This is a genomic window from Ruminococcus sp. J1101004sp1_RTP21198st1_B9_RTP21198_201120, from assembly GCF_040924245.1.
GTDB classification, from domain to species: Bacteria; Bacillota; Clostridia; order Lachnospirales; family Lachnospiraceae; genus Blautia_A; species Blautia_A faecis.
The window spans coordinates 1-23348 of the sequence record NZ_JBCOMI010000016.1; the positions used below are offsets into that span (position 1 = coordinate 1).

Here is a 23348-nt window from a genome sequence, read left to right on the forward strand (position 1 = left end):
GCGAAGCTTTGAATTTAAGCCCCAGTAAACGGCGGCCGTAACTATAACGGTCCTAAGGTAGCGAAATTCCTTGTCGGGTAAGTTCCGACCCGCACGAAAGGCGTAATGATTTGAGCGCTGTCTCGACAATGCATCCGGTGAAATTGAAGTACCAGTGAAGATGCTGGTTACCTGCGCCAGGACGGAAAGACCCCATGGAGCTTTACTCCAGTTTGGTACTGGGGTCCGGTATTGCATGTACAGGATAGGTGGGAGGCTAGGAAGCAGTAACGCCAGTTGCTGCGGAGCCGCTGTTGGGATACCACCCTTGCAGTACTGGGCTTCTAACCAGCCGCCGTGAACCGGCGGTGGGACAATGCCAGACGGGGAGTTTGACTGGGGCGGTCGCCTCCGAAAGGGTATCGGAGGCGCCCAAAGGTTCCCTCAGAATGGACGGAAACCATTCGAAGAGTGCAAAGGCAGAAGGGAGCTTGACTGCGACACCGACGGGTGGAGCAGGTACGAAAGTAGGGCTTAGTGATCCGGTGGTATTAAGTGGGAATGCCATCGCTCAACGGATAAAAGCTACCCTGGGGATAACAGGCTTATCACTCCCAAGAGTTCACATCGACGGAGTGGTTTGGCACCTCGATGTCGGCTCATCGCATCCTGGGGCTGTAGTAGGTCCCAAGGGTTGGGCTGTTCGCCCATTAAAGCGGTACGCGAGCTGGGTTCAGAACGTCGTGAGACAGTTCGGTCCCTATCCGGCGTGGGCGTAGGATATCTGAGAGGAGCTGTCCTTAGTACGAGAGGACCGGGATGGACGGACCGCTGGTGTATCGGTTAGACTGCCAAGTCTACGGCCGGGTAGCCAAGTCCGGAAGGGATAAACGCTGAAGGCATCTAAGCGTGAAGCCCCCCTCAAGATGAGATGTCCCATTCGAAAGAAGTAAACCCCCTTGAAGACGACGAGGTAGATAGGGCAGGGGTGGAAGTGTGGTAACACATGGAGCTGACTGTTACTAATAGGGTGAGGGCTTGACCAACAATCGCAAGGTTGAAAAATGATTCCATTAGGATGTAACATGTATGTAGTTTTGAAGGTACAGTAAATGAGACGGTAACCATTTGGTTATCGTTTTTTTATTTGCTGAAACTATACTGCTGTGTTATCATGTTTATATAAAAAATATCTGTTTAGGAAGGAAGGGCATATGGGAAATCCTAATATTCCAGTAGGTATCTCTGATTTTAAAGAGATACGTGAGAATAATAACTATTATATTGATAAAAGCGGTTTCATATCTGAACTCCTAACCGATGGTGCAGCGAAAGTAACATTGATTACCAGACCGAGACGATTTGGGAAAACATTGGGCATGAGCATGCTCTACTATTTCTTTAATGTTCGAAATGAGAGTCAGAAATTATTTGAAGGGCTTGAAATTTCAAGAAATCACGAGCTTTGTGAAAAATGGTTGAATAAGTGGCCTACTATTTTTTTGACATTTAAAGATATAGATGGACTTGATTTTGCAAGTGCGTATGACCAGCTGGTATTTACCATCTCTGATTTGTATCAGAAATACAGTTTTTTGCTGGAAAGCGAAGAAATTGATGAAGAAGATTGTAAACGCTTTAAACTTCTGAAATCTGGTGAGGGAAGCAAAATTTTGGTTATCAGATCTCTTAGTCTGCTTATGCGTCTGCTCGAGAATTATTACCATAAGCAGATGATTTTGCTTATAGATGAATATGACGTTCCTATAGCAAAAGCCAGCAGCAAAGGATATTACCAGCAAATGCTGGAAATTATCAGAGGTATGATGAGTACTGCATTAAAAGATAATACTTCATTGAAATTTGCTGTTATCACAGGCTGTCTGCAGATTGCAAAAGAGAGCATTTTTACAGGGACAAATAACTTTGTTACAGATACGATTGCAAATACCGGATTCAATGAATATTTCGGATTTACCCAGCAGGAGGTCAACAAAATCCTGGAAGATACAGGGACAGTGCAGTATGCAAAGCAGATGAAGGAATGGTACGATGGATATCATATGGGAGAAATTGATGTGTACTGCCCGTGGGATGTTATGAATTATTTGCGGGAACTTCAGAGAAATCCCAAAGCGCAGCCAGTCAGTTATTGGAAAAATACCAGTGACAACGCAATTATCCGCTCTTTCATTGATTTTGCAGGCAATAGCATTACGGACAAAATGGAAACATTGCTTTCTGGTGGATATATTCTTCAGGATATTGATGAGAACCTGACTTATGATTATTTGCATTCATCCGAAAGTAATCTTTGGAGTATTCTTTACATGACTGGTTATCTGACAGAAGCGTGGATTTCAGAAGGGAAAACTGCATTTTCACCGGATACCAAAGCATTAAAGATACCAAATGCGGAAATAAGAGAAATTTTTGAAACTACGGTAATGAAATGGTTTGCTGACAGTGTGAAAAAATGGAATCGAACAGCGATTTTTCAGGCTCTCTGGAATCAAAAACCAGAAATTATAACCAGAGAAATGAATCTATTGCTGTGGAATACCATCAGTTATCATGATTATAAAGAAGACTTCTATCATGCGTTTCTCACAGGCATTTTTATGGGAGCTGGTGAACAGATTGAATCGAACAAAGAGCATGGATTGGGAAGACCAGATCTTGTGATTATTGATAAAGCCAATGGAAAGGTAGCGATTTTCGAAGTAAAATATTCGCAAAGCATGAAACAGTTAAATAAAGATTGTGATAAAGCACTGGCGCAGATGAAAGAGAGAAAGTATGCAGAGGATTATAAGGACAGGTATAAAGATATCTTTTGTTATGGAATCTCATTTTATAAAAAGGAATGTCTGGTGAAAATGCTGGAGTCTTAGAACCTGTTTAAACACGCTCTGGAAAAGGTGAGGAAGCATTCCCTCACCTTTTTCCAAGTTCCCAGAAAGCCACAGCACTTGCGGCAGCTACATTCAGGGAATCCACTTCATGGGACATGGGGATTTTTACGGTGTAATCGCAGCCGGTGATGGTTGCATCCACCAGTCCGTCTCCTTCAGCTCCAAGGATAATCGCTAGTTTTTCTTCGGCTTGAAGGGCTGGGGCGTCAATGCTGATGGAATCGTTCCGAAGAGCCATTGCTACAGTTTTAAATCCGAGAGAGCGAAGCTGCTCCATTCCAGCTTTCGGCCAGGACACTTTTTTATGAAAATAAGTCCATGGAATCTGAAAAACAGTACCCATACTTACCCGGGTGGCTCTGCGGTAAAGAGGATCACAACAGCCTGGGGTGAGAAGAACCGCATCCATATGAAGCGCGGCAGCTGAACGAAAAATGGCTCCGATATTGGTTGGGTTCACTACATTTTCCAGAATGGCGATACGGCGGGCATTTTTGCAGATATCTTCCACAGAGGGAAGGTCCCGGCGAGTCATGGCACAAAGCATTCCACGGGTAAGTGCAAAGCCTGTAAGCTTTACAAGTACCTCATAATCTGCTGTATAAACCGGAATTCCCGGGAACTTTTGTAACAATTCTTTTCCTTCTTTTTCCAGATCCTTGTGTTGAACTAAAAAAGAAACCGGCTGATATCCGGCATTGGCCGCGCGTTGGATTACCTTTGGGCTTTCTGCGATAAAAAGTCCTGGTTTGGGCTCATAGAATCGTAGAAGCTGCACCTCCGGGATTCTGGCGTAAACATCCAGCTCCGGGGCAGTGAAATCTGTTATTTCAATTCGGTTACTCATTTCGTTTTCTCCTGTTTTTCAAGTGCTTTTTAAATGATACTTGTTTGATAAAGCATTTTATTATCAGCATTATTATAAGGGAAAGACAGGAAAATTGCGATTCTTTTTTCAGCATATTTCTGCAATCGACACGCCTCGCTTGGCGGTATATTTTGTCAAACACGCTCTAGCCCGCGAAAGGAAACGATTTGAGAAAAATTAGAATTTTAGGGACTGCTGTTATTACTTGCCAATTGATGGGGAAAAGGATGTCACGTTTAAAATCATCCAGAATGATCAGGCAGTTGAAACTCTTGACAGCCTTATGACGACACAGCAGTTCCGGTAATTTATGAGGAAACATCAGAGAGTGAGAAAAAGTTCACATTGCGAACCAGCTTATCAGTTCGCGCAGCGGCTCATGCGCAGACGATAACTATTTCCGGAATACTGGATTATCTGCGAATAAAAAGATAATTTCCTATTGAAATAATAGGAATTAGAAGGTATAATCTTCTGTAGAGTGATTTTGCATTTGCAGAATCACAGAGCAGGAGGAATGAAGATGAGAATATCCACTAAGGGTAGATATGCAATAAAGTTAATGCTTGATCTGGCTACCAATGACAATGGAGAGCCGATCCGGCTGAAAGATGTAGCACGTAGACAGGAAATTTCCGAGAAATATCTGGAGCAGATCATTTCCGTGCTGAACAAGGCCGGATATGTGAAGAGTGTCAGAGGACCACAGGGCGGCTATTTACTGCAACGCAGACCAGAGGAGTACACCGTGGGCATGATCCTCAGACTTACCGAGGGCTGCCTGTCACCGGTAGACTGTGTAGCACCGGATGGAGCCGGCTGTGAGAAAGGGGATGCTTGTGTTACCCGTATTCTCTGGAAGAAGATTGATGATGCCATCAATGAGGTGGTAGATAATATTACACTGGGAGATCTTCTGGACTGGCAGGCTGCAAGTGCAGATGATTATGTGATCTAAAGGTTACTGTTCACTGGTAGCATTCCGCGAGGTGTTTTTTGTGAACAAAGTTCACAGAAAACCCGAGAGTTGCGGCGCGAAATCATGCAAAGCATGATTTCTGTGCATCGCGAAGCGTGTTACTGTGAACGGAGTGAACAGTAACAACTAATCGCTTACTCCTGCTGCTATTTTTATAGCTGCATATGATAAAAATCATCTCGCTTCCGGTTTGGGCTGAGCAGGGACTTCTGCGTCAGTGCACTTGGAATTCTGCGCCTGGAAGGTGATAGTCACTTTGAATAAATCCCCATCCAGGTAAAGCTGGAATTTGCCGCCCTGGAGCTCAGTAAGACTTTTGGCAATGCTAAGTCCAAGCCCGCTTCCCTCGGTGCCACGGGCTACGTCACCGCGGACGAAACGCTCGGTAAGTTCCTCGGCAGCGAAATTTAACGGCTGGGCGGAAATATTTTTCAGGGTGAAAACCACCTGACCGTGGGCGTTCATTACTTCCGCGTAAACCCGGGTGTCTTCCATAGCATATTTTGTTACATTTCCGAAAATATTTTCCAAAACACGCCACAGCCGCTGACCATCCGCATAGATTACAGAAGGCTCATCTGGAAAATGTACTATCATGGTAAGATGGTGTTTTTCGAAACGCTCCTCGAACTCTCCGATTACCTGATGGAGCATTTCTACGAAATCAAGATTATTCATGTTCAGTGTCAGATTTCCGGTGCTGGCCTTGGAGGCTTCTACCACATCCTCTGTGAGTACTTTCAGCCGGGCTGCCTTGGCTTCCAGAATATCCAGATATTCCAGAACCTTAGGATCTGTAAAATTCTCACGTTTCAGAAGATCAATGTAGCTGATAATGGAAGTCAGCGGGGTCTTCAGATCGTGGGAAACGTTGGTGATCAGCTCGGTTTTCATTCGCTCATTTTTCACACTGTTTTCTACAGCTGCGTCAAGACCGCTTCCAATGTTATTAATATATTCTGCAATATGTTTATCATCGCCCCAAAGCCGTTCCAGAGGAATTTTATATTGCAGGTTTCCATTGGAAATTTCTCTCAGTCCTTTTATGATCTGTTCTCTGCTGCAGGCTTTTGTAATAACATATAGCAGTATCAAAAGATCAGCCAGACAGCTGAAGAAAAAGAACAGCTGCATGCTGCCAAGTAAGGGACCGCAGATTATATATTTGATGAAAAGAAAGCAAAGAAAAGCGAAGGTTGCTTTCAGTCTGGCAGCAGTGTTTCTGGAGTAGAGATCAGCAAGGGCGTGAAGCTTGTGACTGGCTGAATGAATCAGTCTGGAGGTCAGGACAAGAAGACGGCGCAGAATGCTGTTTTTCCAGAGCTGCTTTGCCTTGATCCGCCGTACCAGGCTAAGGTAGCCAATCTGGAACCAGAATAAAGTGTAAAGCCCCAGAATCATAAGCTTCAGCAACAGACTCACATCAAGGAGCGATGTGGCACGCAGTCTGCCAATCTGATAGTCTGCAAAGGATAGGCATTGTAAAAAGCGTACCAGGACAGGAAACCATGCAAGCAGAATCAGTCCTGCAGAAAGCTCGGTTGGCCAGCGGTCAAAAAAGCAAAGGTGCAGCTTTTGGTCACTGTTTTTTCTTCCGGCAATTGCTGTTAGCCATACAAACGCAGCCAGGAAAAGAAAGCTGCACAGCAGGAAGAAAAGAAATACCGGCTTCTGATAGCTGGAATAGTTTTCAAAAAATGTTTTGTCGGCAAAAAAGGTATCGGAAACAGGAAATGTCTGATCCACATAGGCTGCAAAGATGAAATTGCTGTTCACTGCTGGCAGCAGGGAGTTTGCCACCTCCTTCCAGGAGTCGCAGGTAACATTGTTTCCGGGGAAAGTATTGTATTTCCTGAGCCCTGCCAGGTTGCTGGTAAATCCATCTGGTTGATATTGGATAAGAACATAGGAAATATCATTTATAGATTTTAAAAGATCTGTCAGTTTTGTGCAATAATCGATGGTGCCCCCCATATTGTCAGCTGTAGGATTTTCTATGGCTGAATCAGCGTGTGTTACACTGCGTTCCAAGGTATAGCCCAGCTGGGCTTCCAGCTCGCTGTCATTGGAAATAACCTGTCCGTCATCCTCGTTAATGTAAATGTAACTCATGTTGGAGTGACCCTGGGAATAATTTTTCAGAATCTGCTCCTGCTGAATATAAAAGTCAGTTCTGGAAAGAAGGCTGTAAAGAGATTCGAAAGCCTCATCTATGCGGTCGTTCCATTTGGCATTGGAATTTAGAACATCCAGAATGCTGTCTGCGCCTTGGGGCGGATAAGCCTCTGTTGGTTCATAATATCCATCATAGAGGGAGATGGAATCATAGAGCACTTTGCCGTCCCCGGATGTGATCTGAATACCAGAAAGATCATCCATTACACCATATTGCATGTCGTATTTGATGTCTTCGATAAGCTGTTTGAGATTTTCATCGTAGGATGCTATTTCAGTTGCAGAGTCACTGAATCCGTAATACTCCATATCCACAGAAAAATCCAGTTCTCCGCTGTCAATTTTTTTCAAAAAATCATCAACATAGTAATAGTGCCGGGAAAGTGATTCGTCGGCAGAGAAAGAAGCCTGGTGGCAGATCACAATGGGATTTCCACTGGAGGTATCAAAATCCTGCGCCCATTTTTCCAGGTCTGAAACTGAATAGGCCAGACCGGAGGTGTTTTGAAAAGAGATTTCTTCATCGTTGGCAAATTCATTAAGATCAACTACTTGGGATGCAGATGTCTGATTTAAAGAAGCGTGAGACTCAGATGAGGCATTTTTGTCAGATGACTGGGAAGCTTCATTTTGGGCAAGGCCTTTCCAGGATACGTTAGTATAGGGAAATGTACCAGAAATTCCGTACATCACGTCATAGGCTGCGTCGTAGAGGGTATTGGCAAATGCCGTGGAATCCAGATAATCTTTCCCGGAATCAGAAAGCCTCAGACCATGTGCCAAAGAGGTAATTAAAAATAAACCTGAGAAGATTACAGCTCCCAGAAAAATATATTGCAATAGGAGCAAAAGCCCTTTGATACCAGGGCTGCGGTGCCATTTTTTCTTTTCCATATGATTAACCCCTTTCTTGATAATGTGCTGCTTATCGTATTGGTAACGCCATTTGGCATATTCAATAGCGAATTTTTCAAATACTTTTAATCAAAGCTTTTCAATTTTATATCCAAGTCCCCAGACAACTTTTAAATACCTGGGCTCCTTGGGATTTATCTCAATCTTTTCCCGGATATGCCGGATATGTACGGCAATTGTGTTATCTGCCGCAATTGCTTCTTCATTCCAGATATTTTCATAAATTTGATTGATGGAAAATACCCGGCCCAGATTCTTTATGAGAAGAAGCAGAATATTATATTCAATTGGCGTAAGCCTCAGGGTTTCGCCATCCACCTGAACTTCTTTCTGATCGTCATTCACCGTCAGCCCGCCGGTTGTATAAATATGCTGACTTTCACAGGAAACCGCTGCACCCAGCTGGGTATATCTTCGAAGCTGGGAACGAACCCTGGCAATCAGCTCTAAAGGACTAAAGGGCTTGGTTACGTAATCGTCAGCTCCAACATTTAATCCAAGAATTTTATCTGCATCCTCGGACTTTGCTGAAAGAATGATAATAGGAAGAGAATGCTCCTCCCTGATTTTCAAAGTTGCCCTGATGCCATCCAGCTTCGGCATCATTACGTCGATGATCAACAGATCTACCTCATTTTTCTGTAAAACCAAAAGTGCCTGTTGTCCATCGTAAGCCTTTAGAATCTGGTGACCTTCCTGTTCCAGATAAATGCTGATGGCTTCTACAATATCTTTATCATCATCACATACAAGAATTGTTGCCATTTTCTTTTTCACCTCCCCTGTAATATATAAGGTATCAGACAAAATTTAAGATGAAAGGGGTAAAATCTTAAGATATTCTTATGAAAATATTGTATGTAAGCTTATGGATATACTGCACCGTGTAAAAACGTACTTGTCCGATAAATATAAGTGTAAAAGAAAGCTCCGCTAAATGCAACAATATTGTCGGCTTTTGTCAGCGCAGCTTTTTGCTCGTTTGGCATATTTTTCACTCCAGAAAACAACCTGTTTCTCATCTACCTGCTTTTTCAGCTTTTAGCTGCTCCACTCTTTTTTGAAAGTGAGCAATAGGGTCATCATACTGTTTTTCCAATTTATCCAGTCAGTCAATAGATTCTATTGTTTTCTGGCGGGAGCATTTCTTAGCTTTATCGTAATATGTGTCAACAATGGAAAGGCGAATCCGACCATTCAGGTTAGGTGTTTTTTGTAATAGGAAATTACGTTGGAGTTTCCTATTAAGCAGGATTCCTTTTTTGTGTGTCATTTTGCCTAAAAAAAAAGAAAAACTTTCGCGAGTTGACCTGTTGCGTATTGAAAAGGAATAGCTTATAATATTTTTAATAGTTTTAATCGTTGGATTTACATTCAGAAATGGAAAAGGACGCGTATGAGACAGGAGAAGAGAACTGAGACAATTACATACATAGTAGATGAGTCATATCGAATTCAGTATATGAGTAAAGCACTGATGAAACAGTTTTCGGAATTTGAGCCCGGAGAGATCTGTTATGAGAAGTTTCGGGGAAGAGAGAAGCCCTGTCGTAATTGCCCGTTGGCACATCCGAACCGGAAGACAGATTTATTCTATAATGAAGATCAAGGGAAATGGCTGAAAATCAATGCTGGAGAGGTCGAGTGGCCGGGAGCAAGGAACTGTCATGTGATTTTGGCAAAGGATATTTACGAGGAAGATATGGATAATCTTTGCCGTTTTGTAAATATGAAGAAGGAGATCCTGGAACGGAGAAACCCGGGCAAGACGGAGAAGAATAAGCTTACAGGTTTATTTGCCAGAATTCCTTTTTTTACACAGACAGAAACCTTTCTCAGAATAAATGAAGCTGCGGCAGGGAAATACTGTCTGATAGCCATTGATATTGAACATTTTAAGCTTTTTAACGAATGGTATGGTCAGGTGGCAGGAGACAAGCTCCTAAGAGAAATCGGGGCGCATCTTAATAAAATGCGTCAGGAATTTGGCGGGATTGCCGGATATATGGGTGGGGATGACTTTGTAATTGTTCTTCCAAATGATGAAAAAGTTCTCGAAAATCTGAAATGCCGTATTACCGGATTTGTGCGTGCATACGGTGGACATACCGGATTCCTTCCTGCTTTTGGTTTTTATGTAATTGATGATATCAGTCTCAGTGCTTCACAGATGTATGACCGGGCAATTCTTGCGCAGGAGACAGTAAAGGGAAATTATGCTGTACGCTGTGCTTATTACAGCTCAGATATGAAGACACGACTGGAGAATAATCATGTGCTCCTTGCTGAGGTGCAGGCTGGTCTGGAAAGAGATGAGTTTATCTACTATCTTCAGCCGAAATGTAATCTGAATACAGGTAAGATCGTTGGGCTGGAATCACTGGTGCGCTGGAAGCACCCTGAGAAGGGAATTGTAGCACCTGGATATTTTATTCCGGTTATGGAGAGTAACGGACTGATCACAGAACTGGACATGAAGGTGTGGGAGCAGGTTTGCCAGACGCTGCAGGACTGGATAAAAAGCGGACACAAGGTAATTCCTATTTCTGTCAATGTATCCAGTGTGGATATTTATGCAATTGATGTAGTAGAGCATTTTAAAAATCTGGTTCGCAAATATGGGCTTCCGCCGGAATATGTAGAGCTGGAGATTACAGAAAGTGCTTATGTAGAAGAATATAAGGTGATTACCGGTGTGGCAGAGGCACTGCGAAATGCAGGCTTTACCGTTCTGATGGATGATTTTGGAAGCGGATATTCTTCTTTGAATATGCTGAAGGATGTAAATGTAGACGTTCTGAAGATTGACATGAAGTTCCTGAAAATGGATGAGAATACCATGGACAAGGGAATGGGAATTCTTGAGGCTGTTACCAGAATGGCAAATATTATGGGACTTCGCATGATCGCAGAGGGCGTTGAGACGGAAGACCAGATCAATTATCTGCTGAATATGGGCTGTATTTATGGTCAGGGTTATTTCTTCTACAAGCCTCTTCCGGTTGAAGAAATAAAAGCACTTCTCAATGACGAGAATAATGTGGATTACCGGGGGATTCAGGCACGAAAAATTGAGCATGTGCGTTTCAAGGATCTGTTTCAGTCTGAGCTGGCAAGTGACAGCATACTGAATAATATTCTTGGGCCAATTGCCATTTATGATGTATATTGTGACAATGTGGAGCTGCTGCAGGTAAATGATAAGTACTGTCTGCTGGTTGGACAGGATCCTGTGGATCTGGCAGAGAATGTTCAGGTCATGGAGGCAATACACCCGGATGACAGGAAAAAAATGCAGAATATTTTCCAGCGGTCTTTCCAGAGACTGGCTGAAGGTGCAGAGGGAACTGTGCGTCGCAGAAGAGAAGACGGTCAGTATATCTGGATAAATATCAAAGCATTTTTCCTGAGAGAACAGGATGGACATAAAATGTTTTATGGAGCTGTCCGGGACGTATCCGAAGAAATGAATCAGTTCCAGAAATTGATGTTTTATCAGAACAGGGGAAATTAATGTAAATGCAAGGGCGCGTTGTCCTTGCATTTTAAATTGGTTTGTGGCATAATCTGTGATAATAACTTAACAAGCCAGAAACATAGCCGATTAGGCTTTTTTACGGCTTCATTTCAAGATGACAGGTGAGAAAATGTCTGGTTTTACGAAAGAAATTATTATCAGGACTTTGTTTGAACTGCTTAATGAGAAACCTCTTGCGAAAATTACAGTGAAGGATATTGTGGAGCGCTGCGGTGTGAACCGGAATACTTTCTATTATCATTTCCGCGATATTTCTGATGTTGTGGAATCAGCTCTTCTTCGGGAAGTGGACAATGCCTTTGAACATCCGGTGGAAGTGGATTCTATGCTGGAATGCCTTGAGGTACTGGTGAATCTGATCGGAGAGAACAAGAAGGTCATGCTCCATATTTACTGTTCCGTGCAGAGAGAAACGTTTACCAGTGTACTGGATAAAATGTGCCAGTATGTTATAAAGCAGTATATCGTACATAATTTTGAAGAAGAAATTATGGAAAAAGAAGATATGAAGGTGCTCATGCATTTTTATAAATGCGTAATGATCGGAGTGATTCTGGACTGGATGGATCACAGGATGTCTTACGATCTGACAGAATATGCAGAGAAACTGCGTGAACTCTATGAAAATACTTTTGAGAAAACATTGGAAAAGGTGGCAGGAACCAAACCTGCTTATCTGAAAATCGTATAGGGAATTTGTAAATCTGCTTTTTTCCCCGGAGAATGGAAATGCGGTAAGCTTTTAGGCAAATATGGGATTGTGTCTGAATTTCAGACACAGTCCTTTTTTTGTCCGTTCCTTTTTGAAATTTATCTTACTATAATAAATCCATGAAAAGCAGAAAGGAGAATCAGAATGAATTCGTCAGGAACTTTGAAAATAGCACGAAATGGATATATAGTGATGGCAGTTGTTTTCTGTGCTTTGGGAATTTTTTTGATGGCTGTTCCGGAAAAAGCCGTGAAAATAATTTGTGTTCTTGCAGGAATTCTGTTCATTGCAGATGGAATCATAAAAATTATCGGCTATTTTTCCAGAGATTTTTACTGTCTGGCTTTTCAATTTGACCTTGGCTTTGGAATTCTCATGATTGCAGTTGGAATTCTGATTCTGGTGAGAAGGGAAGCCATACTAAGACTGATTTTCGTGATTTTCGGTCTTGTGATTCTGACCGATGCATTGCTTCGGATCCAGATGTCAGTGGAAGCGAAAAAATTCGGTTTGAAGCTCTGGTGGGCAGTTTTGCTTATTGCAGTAACAACCGGAATATTTGGAATGCTTCTTCTCGTTGATCCGGCAGGAGGTGCAAAGCTGACTGTGATTTTTACTGGCGTGGCATTTTTGCTGGAGGGAATACTGAAGCTTTGTGTGGTAGTATACACTGTGAAAATCCGTGAGAATGAAAATGTAGTCTGGGAAGATGAATTCAGAGAAATTTAAAGGAGGAGCATTATGAAACTGATTGATAAAGCAAAACAGGCAGCCGTAGAGGGTGCAGTAACAAAAGCATTAGAATATCTGGAAAAGGATCCAGAGACAAACATTCCGAAGCTGATGGAGCTGGTAGATAAATTCACTCCGCAGGACTGGTATAAAGGTCAGAGGGATGCCATTCGTAATGCAATCCAGGACACAGACAGCAACTGGTATAAGCTGATCATGAATCTGTATCAGCTGGATCCAGGTGTCCGAAAAGTATTTTTCCAGAACTTTATTGTAAACGCCAGCTTAAAGGGAAGTGCACGACAGGAAGAAGTTGCAGCACAGAACAACTGTAATGTTCCGTGGGCAATTCTTCTGGATCCTACAAGTGCCTGTAATCTGCATTGTACAGGATGCTGGGCAGCAGAGTATGGTCACAAGCTGAACCTGGATCTGGAGACCATTGACTCCATTATCAGACAGGGTAAAGAGCTTGGTGTTTACATGTATATTTATACCGGTGGTGAGCCTACTGTACGTAAGAAAGATCTTATTAAACTTTGTGAGATGCATCCGGATTGTGAGTTCCTTTCCTTCTCAAACGGAACACTTTTCGATGAGGAATTCTGTGATGAAATCTTAAAAGTAAAGAACTTTGTTCCGGCATTCAGTCTGGAAGGTTCCGAGGAAGCCAACGACGGACGTCGTGGAGAGGGAATCTATCAGAAGGTTATGCATGCAATGAAGCTGTTGAAGGACAGAGGGCTTCCATTTGGAGTTTCCACCTGCTATACAGGTATGAACGTAGACAGTGTAAGCAGCGAGGAATATTTCGACAAGCTGATTGACTGTGGTGCATTATTTGCATGGTTCTTCCATTATATGCCAGTTGGAAATGACGCTTCACCGGAGCTTCTTCTTACACCGGATCAGCGAGAAGAAATGTATCGTGCAATCCGTAAATTCAGAAGCACAAAAGCAATCTTTACACTGGATTTCCAGAATGATGCTGAATTTGTACATGGATGTATTGCAGGTGGAAGACATTATCTGCATATTAATGCAAATGGTGATGTGGAGCCTTGTGTATTCATCCATTATTCAAACTGCAACATCAAGGATACTTCTCTTCTGGACGCACTGAAGAGCCCGATTTTCCAGGCTTATCATGATAACCAGCCTTTCAACGAGAACATGCTTCGTCCATGTCCAATGCTGGAAAATCCGGAAATTTTGCGTAAATTAGTTGCAGAGACTGGCGCAAAATCCACAGATCTTCAGTCTCCGGAGAGCGCAGAGCACCTTTGCGGCAAATGTGATAAATATGCAGCCTGCTGGAAAGATAGAGCAGATCAGCTGTGGGATGAGAGACAGAAGGAGAAGGCTGCGAAGGCGGGATGCTGATAACTGAAAAATAGAAGTGAAACAGACTGGTGGGAACGCCAGTCTGTTTTTTTGAAAGTGCGTTAAAGCGGACGCATTCGGACAATGGGTATTACTCACTCACCGGCGCAACGCTACGATGAACTAATCGCAAACTGCGACTAAGGAGTTCCGGAGAGCTGTCACTCCTAAATCTTCGTAAGCGCTGGATTTCATCTACGCTAAGGGCGCGCCTGAAATGGTTCGCTGGAGTAATACCCATTGCTTAAATGCTGTGTACTGGCAGAAACTGTTTAGATTCCAGTAATGCACTATATCAATTGGATACTTAGTAGTTATATGCACCTTCGTAAGCATTACAGTGTTCTTTACGTTTTGAATGATTTTCACATGTGCTGCACCGGTCGCAGAATTCCTGCTCGTAGCAGGTGGAACAGACGCAGCCTTTGCAAGCATCTCGGTCGTAGGCTGGGGTGCAGGTGTAGGGGAATTTATTATCGGTTGTCTTTTCTGACATTTGGATCACGCTCCTTTTTAATGTGATTATAGTTCAAAAAAATGTGCGGTTCAATTGAAAAAATCTGAAAAAAGAGGGGCGGATTTTTGGGCACTTTTTAATACTATAATATAGATTAAGAGGCAGCTGATCAGTCAGCTGCCCCATAATTTGTGGAGATTTAATGTGAAATTGTGTTTGAAGCTTATGCTCCAACCGTAAATTCATAGCTTCCGGATTCTAATGTATAAACAGCACAGGTGATTCCGTTATGCTCTGTCATTTCTACGAATTCAGCACCTTCTGGAACTGTTGTTACATTTGCCTGATCTTCAGAGATTGGAAGATACAGTGTTGCAGAAGTATTTGCGGGAACAGTTGCGGAATAAGAGAGAAGCTCTCCGTTATCTGCAGTCCAGGAACTCTTGATTTCGCCGTAGTTGGAGTTATAGCTTCCTGTTAAGGAAGTATACATAGAGCCAATCTGTGGCTGCAGTACAAAATTCTGATAGCCACCTTCACTATCTGCGTAATCTGTTGTAATACCAAGCTGATATTCATACATCCAGGAACCAACAGAACCAAGTGCAAAATGGTTAAAAGAGTTCATTGCGCTGTTTCCACCATCCTCGAAAGCAAGCTCATAAGAATTCCATCTTTCCCAAGCTGTAGTAGCACCGAGGGTTACTGGATATAACCAGGACGCGTAGTCTGTACAAGTGATCATGTTATAAGCAGTCTCACTATTTCCGTTTCTGGAAAGTGCAGGAAGAATGTTTGGTGTTCCAGAGAAACCTGTTGTAATTGAATATGCAGGACAATCAATAGGATCACCACCATCCTGACCGAGGCTGGAAGCAGTTACAAGACCGTTTCCTCCATTGCTCTGATTTGGATCAGCTGCCAGTTCTGCAAGACGTTTTGCTGCAAACTCTTTGTTTTCGTCATTAAAGCAGTTGAAGTTTAATGGTGTAGCATAAGAGGTTTGAGAATCAATAATTTCTCCATCTGCATTCTGAGTCATACCTGTTTCAGAATCTACATAAACTTCATTCCATTCCTGTTTTGCAAGATCATGGCGGTCACGAAGAGTTTGTGCATATTCTGTTTCGCCGATTTCGTCAGCCATAATTGCAGTTACTTCCATCATATAAATATAAATTGCATTGTTTACAATATCAGATGTAGTATTACCATCAATGGAAAGCCAATCAGCTAAACCAGTAGTTTTTCCAGATAGACCGGTGTAAGTTTTTCCATTTGCTTCAAAGTCAAAGCTGTCCATACCATCCAGCCATGCTTTCATAGTGTCAAAGTTTTCGCGGATGATCTGAGTATCACCATACTGAGTATAAAGCTGCCACGGTACCATGCATACCGCTGCGGCCCAGGTAGTGCCATCTGCAAATTCTACATCAGTAGAAGTAGTATAAGTCGGAACAGTACTTCCAATTCCTCCGTTATCGGCCTGGTCGTCTCTCAATGCAACCATCCACTGACGGAAGAAGTTCTCAACATCTGCATTATAGGTTGCAGTTCTGGAGAAGGCCTGTGCATCACCAGTCCATCCCATACGTTCATTTCTCTGTGGGCAGTCTGTCGGAATTGACATAAAGTTACCAACCTGGCTGCGCTGAATGTTAGAGAAAAGCTGATTTACATAATTGGTAATAGTATCATCTGTTGTTGTCGCTTCGTATGTACCGATTAACTCCTGTACAGAAGAAAGAACAAGTCCCTGTACATTTTCTGTTGGGAGAGCTTCTGTGCTGGATGGAATGGTAATCTGGATATAGCGGTATCCACGATAAGTCAGGCTTGGCTGTATTGTAACATCTTTGTTTTCATCTTCAGCGCTTGCTGTATAGAAATCTGTTGCCAATGCAGCTCGATAAGTATCATGGAGAACACGGCCGGCTACATTTGCATGGTAAGTTCCATTTTCTCCATAAAGTCCTGTATAATAATCGTTTGTATTCTGGGAATCCTCATTACCAGGATAGATGTCTTCACCATATCGAAGAATAACGGTATCCCCTTCTTTTAACCAGCCCTTTGGAATAGTAATTGAAGGTACACCAACCATTGCAACACCCATATCATATGTATAAGTAGTTCCATCTTCACTGTGAGTTTCAAGAACTCTGTTCGCAGTAAAGTTTTCAAGAACATGGATAGGTACATCGTAGCGGGAAACAATATCGAAATCAATCCAGTCACGGGAACTGATTACATCTGGAGTTTCCCAGTCTGTAGTGTCATAATCAGATGTAGACCATCCCTCAATGGAGTCTTCTTTTTCTGCATTGTAACGCTCACCCTGGAAGAAACTACTATATTCAATTGGTCCATTATTGTATACCTGCCAGGTATCATCGTCAGAAACAATAACATCTTCAGTTCCGTCTTCGTAAGTAATTACAAGTTTTGAAAGAAGAGCAGGGTCATCACCAAAGAAGTTATAATTTCCGGGGCTGAAAGTCATGTAACCAGTATACCAGCCTCCACTGAGAATAGCACCGATTGCATTAGTGCCTTCTGACAGCATGTCAGTGACGTCATAAGCGTGATAGCAAAGGGTATCTCTGTACTGGCTGTCAGCAGGATTAAACCAGTCATCTCCCATTCGCTGGCCATTGATGTACATTTCATAAATCCCCATTGCAGTGACATACATTTTTGCACTTGCAACTTTTTTTGTAACATCAAATGTAGTTCGAAGCATTGGCATGGAACCGCAGCTTGGATCTGCATACACAAAAGTATTTCCACTTACTTCGATATTGTCTCCATCAACCTGAATGCCTTCATTTCCATCAAAAATGCTGTAAGTTGCACCTGTAGTACTATTGAATAAAACATCCTGATCACTTTGGCCAATATCAATAATCTGATAATTACTGAAAGTTGCCTTACAACCATCTTCAGTGGAAAAACCAATAGAGTTAAGGTTTGGGAATGTGTTATAGTTATTGCCGGTTGATAATGGGCTGACTGTTAAAGACGGACGGCTGGTTCCAAAACGTCCTTCCTGTTCGGGGCCTACGAATAATTCCTGATCATCAACTTTGATTGTAATGTTTCCTGTTTCACAGTAAATGTCAATATTATGTACATCGTTAATGTTTTCAGGAGTAAATAATTCATCGATGTTTGTATCTTCTGTATCAGCAGCTGAAATAGTTAAATACGGAGTATCAGCACTGTCTCCCTGTGCATAACCCACTCTGTATATGTTAAGTTTTGCGCCATTTCCAGCAGAAACACCACTAAAATCAAATTCCAGACGAATGTAGTTTTCGCCCTCAACATTTTCAACATTCTGGAATTGATCATTAAGTCGATAGTCGTTAGCGCCAACAATAAGAGAAGCTTTGTTTCCTTCTGTAATCTGCATATCTGTATTGATATGCCATACACAAGCACTGGTTGCATCTAATGCTGTTGCAGTGGTTCCAATAAATTCGGCACCATCCCATCCTTCAAGATCGGGATTCATAATTCCGGTTTCAAAGCGGGAAGTCTGGGTGTATTCCTTTCCATCTTTGTCCCATACAGTAAGGGTCCACTGATATGCAGTCTCTGGTTCTAAAGAATCACCATTGTAACTGATATCAACTGAGGCACTATCTTCCTGCTTCTGACTGTCCCATACAACATCTCCAGTTGCCTCTTTGGTGACGACAATTTGATAGGCGGTCTGCTTCTGACCGTGTAACTGAGAATCCATCTGCCAGCTGAAGACTGGTTTTTCGTCTTCTACAGCAAGTGGTTCTGTATAATTTCCTACACGTAAATTGGAAATTTCAGTTGGGATACTTTCTGCCTCTGCCATAACGGCAACTCCTGATGAGGTTGCCATTAAAGCGGTAGATACGGCAATGACTGTTACACGTCCTAGTTGTTTTCTTTTTTTCATAGATACCCTCCATTCATAATTTTCTTGATGGGTTAATTATAAGAAAAGAGGAGTATCTTTTGGTTTTTTGTTTGGTATACAATTGTTGGATAATATTTGTTACCGAAAGTTTACCTTGCTTCATCGTAGGCTTTTTGCATTAAAGCCGTGATATGACTGACTGATATAGAGTCTCCTGCTATTTTCTGAGATATACCGTCTTCCAAAACCCATTCAACGTCACCAAGCCATCCCTGGTTACAGTTGATCGTATAACGTTGTTCAGCAAGAAGTGGTTGAAAAACATCCCAAATTCCTGTGAAAGCTTTTGAAGTAAAGGAAAAAGAAGAATGCAGTTTTTCCCAGATTTTTTTACATAAGTCTACATGTTTACTGCCGGAATAAATCGCAGTTCCGCCACCACTGGAAATAACGCCATAAATAGGAGAGCCTGTTTCATTTGCCGGTAAAGGAAATGCTCCAAGAGCATCTTCAGTCATTTTCTCTGTGAGGTAGGAAGAACTGAAGTTTCCGTTGAAAATCATGGCTGCATCGCCGTTTATGAAATGTTCAATGGCTTCAGCATTGCTCATACTTAGAGAATTTGACTGAACATAGTTGTTTTTATACAGAAGAAGATACTGATCAATTGTCTTATCCCAGGTATCTTTGGCTGTAAAAGCAGTTATACCGTCTTTTAGCTGCTGATTAAACAGAGGATTGTTTGCATATACCTGGTTTGCTGCAATTTGGTAGAGTCCAAATTGTAAGGAATAGGAATCCTTATTTCCTGAAATGATTGGAGTAATACTTGCCTGTTTTATTTTTTCGCAGACCTGTAAAAATTCAGGCCAGTTTTGGGGAATTGAAAGGTTGAGCTCCTGAAAAATCTGTTTATTATAATAAGTACATAAGGTCATGGTGACATGAGTTAAGGAATATACATGTCCATTGCAGCTGACAGGTTCTTTATTTTCAGCAGGAGCTTTTTGAACAAGTTCCAGATCATCGAGCGGTTCAAGATATCCTGCCGGGGCAAGCTTTTGTACTGCATTAGGTCCGGCAAGATTTGGCTGAATATCAAAAAAATCTGGACCTTCCCCCATACTGAGTTTTGTGTTTAAAAGAGTATAATATTGTTCTTCTGGATAGGCTTCTACTGTAATTTCAATATCAGGAAAGTAGGGAAGTAATTGCTGTTCAAGTTTTTCTTTTTGCGTTTTTGCATAATCGCCAGTGCCGCTGACCATAAAGGTGACTTCTGTTTTTTCAGAAGTATTGTCTTGGGCTGACAGGATTTGTGGATAGGAAAATATACATAAGCTGCAGAGCGTGACTGTTGTAAAAAAATAAATTGTTTTTTTCATGAAAAGTCCTTTCTCTACCAAATTTTTAGCAGTTGTGATATGATTACAGTATAAATTTTATTTTGGAAAATGTAAACTGCAAAGAAATAATGAAACGAGGAAGAATATGAAGTTAAAGTATAGATTTTTCCTGATTTTTTCTGCACTATCATTAGTGCCGCTGCTGTTGTTTTTTTATATTGCCTATACTCATTATATTAGTTTGTCCAATACGCAGATTGTGACCACTTCATTAAATATTATGGATCAGGCTGTGAAAGAAACAAATTCTGTTTTTAGCGATATACAGCATATTCTGGAAACGGTGCAGTACGCAGCCCCTAATGAAGAATCATTTTTGCAGGAACTTCGTAAATTTTCAGATACAGATTCTGAAAATAGTGCTAAAGATATTTACGAAGCAAATAAGAGTTTGAAATCAACATTTCAAAATATGGTATTTTTATCAGAATATATTAATGGTATTTTTGTATTTACGCCTTCTGGTGAGATTATTGGCCAGGGGTATGGAAATGGTGTAGAAGTGCGGAGCGACTATAATCCTAAGGAATCGGAATGGTATGAAAATACATTAAGTCTAGAAGGCAAAATATATGCAGATGGGATTAAAAAAAGAGAATATCTTTTGAATGATACGCTATCTGTTTCTTTTTCCATGTGCATATATGATGTCTATTCCAGAAAATTCCTGGGAGTACTTTATGTTAACTGTGCGCCAGAGATTTTTTCGTTAGATAAAATAAATGTATTGCCAAAGTCTGCTGAATTTACGCTGAAACGGGCAGATGATGTGTTATATAGTACATCAGATGGTGATGGCGCAAAAGAAAATCAGGTTATTGAATATGAAAGAGATATTTCCTGTAATGGTGTAGTTTTGACGGCTGTTTTTGACAAAACCGAACTTGCCGCTGAGTATCGAATGATTTGGAAGCTTATGGTAGGTGCATTGCTGATTTTTTTGATTATATTTGTAGTTCTATCATATTTCCTGGCACAATATCTGACAAAGCCTATTACTGCTTTAAGCCGGATTATGGCGCAGCAAAGAGAGAAACTTATAATTTTGGAGTCACCATATTTTAATAGAACGGATGAGATAGGAACCTTATACAATCAATATTATAATATGTTGGAGGAAAATAAACGTTATATAAAATCTGAATATGAAAATAAACTGATTCTTATGGATACGCAGATGAAAGCGTTAGAATCTCAGATTAATGCACACTTTTTATATAATACTTTGGAGGCCATAAACAGTCTTGCAGAAATTGAAGGCGAAAAAGAGATTTCAACTATGGCATTGGCGTTGGGGGATATGTTTCGATATAGCATAAAGACGAAGGGTGCGGTAGTAATATTGGAAAAAGAGCTTTGCCATGTAGAGAACTTTGTTGCCATTCAGCAGATTAGATTTGACAATGCTTTTATTTTTAATATGGATGTACCTCAGGAACTTTTGTCCAGTCATATATTGAAACTGACTTTGCAGCCATTAGTTGAAAATGCTTTGTATCATGGATTGCTTAATTGTAGTATGGGAAGTACAATTACATTGTCTGCAAGAAAAGCAGGGGGGAAGCTTTATTTTTCAGTAACAGATGATGGAGTGGGAATTTCAGGGGAAGCTATGGAGCAACTGCGAAAATCATTAATGAAAAAAAGCAGTTTTGCAGAGCCGAACGGGGATGGAAATGGAAGTATCGGTTTGAAAAATATAAATTCCCGAATTCAATTATATTATGGAGAGCAGTATGGAGTAAACATTGTGAGCGAAACTGGAAAGGGAACGACAGTAACGATTTGTGTTCCTGAAATCGAGTAATCTGAGTGATAGAAAAAGAGGAATGGGAGATGTACACATATATTATAATTGATGATGAGCCGTTGATCCGTAGGGGAACTATAAAGAAACTGGAAAATTATCCTAATATAGAATGTATTGCGCAAGTGTCTAATGGAAAAGATGCTCTGGAAATTATGGAAAAGCAAAAGCCGGATTTTGTGATTACAGATATGAAAATGCCTATTATGGATGGAATGCAGCTTTTGCCTATATTATCTATACAATATACAGATACATTTATAATTGTGATTAGCGGATATAAAGATTTTGAGTATGCAAAAGAAGCATTGCGTTCCAATACATTAGATTATATTGTGAAGCCGTTCAGCAAAGAAAGTATATGGGAGGCGGTAACCCGGGTTGTAAATCGACTTGAGGACAGGGAAAATTTGAACCAGCAGATTACGTTGAATGAGGCAGAAAAAGAAAAGTTGAAGTATGAGTATGACCGCCAGATCCTGAAGAATATTCTATTTGGAATGGGGCAGGAAATTTCAAGCCTGAGTTCACAGAAAATGGCTCGAATGTCCGCTGAAAATTATGTACTTGTAACAGTAGTGGCAGAAGAGATAAACGAAAGTGAATTACTAGAGTTTATGTTTATGCGAAATATGGAAATGAATACGGTGATTTTGCAAAAAGATAATGTAGAAAATATGTGTTTTATACTGGTATTCTTTTCTGAAAAAGCATCTTATGATATTAAAATTAAATTATTGGAAATGAAAGATAGTGTAGAAAGGTTTTTTGAAAGCTGTAGGATACATCCTTTTTATGGAATCAGCGGAAAACATAGTTCACTAAAGGAATTACATGAAGCATTTCTTGAGAGTACAGATGCATTAAATCAAATGACGATGATTCCTGAAAAAAATTACATGATCTATGAAGAGGGAATACATTCAGACTGTATAATAGTATGGCCTAAGGCGGAACAATTTATGTTTTTGATAGAGGCTGGAAAAATAGGTGAAGCTGAAGTGATTTTTCCAGAGTTGTTTCATTATTTTGCAAGAAATGAAAAATGTTGTTTAAAAAATGCTAAAGATTATTGCCTGGAAATGGCTGAAATCTTAAAAAAATCACTTCCGGATGAAATGCAATTGCATAAAAGTAAAGCTGCAAGTCTAAATCTCATTAATAATATGAATTTCATATTCAGTTTTAAAGAATTAGAAGAGTATTTCGGGAATCTTTTTAAAAACATGGCAATGGCATTTGAAAGTGCTGGTGTTTATTCCGAAAAAGATGTTTTAGATAATGTAAAGAAATATATTGATCTGCATTATGAAAAGAACATCACACAGGAATTTGTAGCTTCATTATTTAGATTGAACAGGAGTTATCTCAGTTCAGCGTTCAAGTCTCAGAATGGAATAAGCTTTGTAGATTATGTAAATCAAGTGAGAATAAGTCATGCTAAAGCTCTGTTAAGAAATACAGATAAAAAGATGTATCAGATTGCGCAGAGTGTAGGCTATGAAAATGTTAAATATTTCTTTCGGGTGTTCAAAAAAATGGAAGGGATTACTCCGGAACACTATAGAAATAATTAGTATGTTT

Annotated in this window: 14 protein-coding genes and 1 rRNA gene; 9 read left to right on the plus strand and 6 right to left on the minus strand. The window is 40.9% G+C overall.

Annotation, left to right across the window (positions count from 1 at the left end):
* Together AB5618_RS12040 and AB5618_RS12045 are read left to right on the plus strand one after the other, a co-directional pair.
* Positions 1–1025: ribosomal RNA gene (locus AB5618_RS12040) — 23S ribosomal RNA — on the plus strand; the annotation flags it as partial.
* Between the two features lie 168 nt (positions 1026–1193).
* Positions 1194–2873: an AAA family ATPase gene (locus tag AB5618_RS12045; RefSeq protein WP_368366779.1), complete on the plus strand. Its 1680-nt coding sequence runs from the start codon at positions 1194–1196 to the stop codon at positions 2871–2873.
* A gap of 43 nt (positions 2874–2916) precedes the next feature.
* On the opposite strand, the gene AB5618_RS12050 is transcribed toward AB5618_RS12045, so the two are convergent.
* Entirely contained in the window at positions 2917–3741 is an 825-nt protein-coding gene (locus AB5618_RS12050) for a TrmH family RNA methyltransferase (protein WP_368366780.1), read from the minus strand.
* A 544-nt stretch (positions 3742–4285) separates the two neighbouring features.
* Here AB5618_RS12050 and AB5618_RS12055 point away from each other — a divergent pair.
* Entirely contained in the window at positions 4286–4720 is a 435-nt protein-coding gene (locus AB5618_RS12055) for an Rrf2 family transcriptional regulator (protein ID WP_173716837.1), read from the plus strand.
* 195 nt (positions 4721–4915) lie between these two features.
* On the opposite strand, the gene AB5618_RS12060 is transcribed toward AB5618_RS12055, so the two are convergent.
* Positions 4916–7810, minus strand: coding sequence for a sensor histidine kinase (locus AB5618_RS12060; protein WP_368366781.1), 2895 nt, complete (start codon positions 7808–7810; stop codon positions 4916–4918).
* A gap of 90 nt (positions 7811–7900) precedes the next feature.
* Positions 7901–8596 (minus strand): response regulator transcription factor, encoded by a 696-nt coding sequence (locus tag AB5618_RS12065; RefSeq protein WP_368366782.1) that lies wholly within the window; start codon positions 8594–8596, stop codon positions 7901–7903.
* Positions 8597–9227: 631 nt separating this feature from the next.
* Between AB5618_RS12065 and AB5618_RS12070 the strand changes: the two genes are divergently transcribed.
* From AB5618_RS12070 to AB5618_RS12085, 4 genes are all read left to right on the plus strand, one after another.
* Positions 9228–11345 carry an EAL domain-containing protein gene (locus AB5618_RS12070; RefSeq protein WP_148460992.1) on the plus strand — a complete coding sequence of 706 codons (2118 nt, stop codon included), beginning with the start codon at positions 9228–9230 and terminating at the stop codon, positions 11343–11345.
* 133 nt (positions 11346–11478) lie between these two features.
* Positions 11479–12060 carry a TetR/AcrR family transcriptional regulator gene (locus tag AB5618_RS12075; RefSeq protein ID WP_368366783.1) on the plus strand — a complete coding sequence of 194 codons (582 nt, stop codon included), beginning with the start codon at positions 11479–11481 and terminating at the stop codon, positions 12058–12060.
* A gap of 165 nt (positions 12061–12225) precedes the next feature.
* Positions 12226–12810, plus strand: a complete 585-nt coding sequence (locus AB5618_RS12080; protein WP_173735301.1) for an HdeD family acid-resistance protein — start codon at positions 12226–12228, stop codon at positions 12808–12810.
* A gap of 12 nt (positions 12811–12822) precedes the next feature.
* Positions 12823–14196, plus strand: coding sequence for a radical SAM protein (locus tag AB5618_RS12085; protein ID WP_173735300.1), 1374 nt, complete (start codon positions 12823–12825; stop codon positions 14194–14196).
* A gap of 307 nt (positions 14197–14503) precedes the next feature.
* Here AB5618_RS12085 and AB5618_RS12090 read toward each other — a convergent pair whose 3' ends face one another.
* From AB5618_RS12090 to AB5618_RS12100, 3 genes are all read right to left on the minus strand, one after another.
* Positions 14504–14692, minus strand: a complete 189-nt coding sequence (locus AB5618_RS12090; RefSeq protein WP_148460996.1) for a hypothetical protein — start codon at positions 14690–14692, stop codon at positions 14504–14506.
* A 184-nt stretch (positions 14693–14876) separates the two neighbouring features.
* Entirely contained in the window at positions 14877–18590 is a 3714-nt protein-coding gene (locus AB5618_RS12095; protein ID WP_148460997.1) for a family 78 glycoside hydrolase catalytic domain, read from the minus strand.
* Between the two features lie 110 nt (positions 18591–18700).
* Entirely contained in the window at positions 18701–19936 is a 1236-nt protein-coding gene (locus AB5618_RS12100) for an ABC transporter substrate-binding protein (RefSeq protein ID WP_148460998.1), read from the minus strand.
* A gap of 106 nt (positions 19937–20042) precedes the next feature.
* Between AB5618_RS12100 and AB5618_RS12105 the strand changes: the two genes are divergently transcribed.
* Both AB5618_RS12105 and AB5618_RS12110 read left to right on the plus strand, forming a co-directional pair.
* Complete coding sequence (locus tag AB5618_RS12105) at positions 20043–21764, plus strand: sensor histidine kinase (protein WP_148460999.1); 1722 nt, start codon at positions 20043–20045, stop codon at positions 21762–21764.
* A gap of 29 nt (positions 21765–21793) precedes the next feature.
* Positions 21794–23341 carry a response regulator gene (locus AB5618_RS12110; RefSeq protein ID WP_148461000.1) on the plus strand — a complete coding sequence of 516 codons (1548 nt, stop codon included), beginning with the start codon at positions 21794–21796 and terminating at the stop codon, positions 23339–23341.
* The last annotated feature ends 7 nt before the right edge of the window (positions 23342–23348 follow it).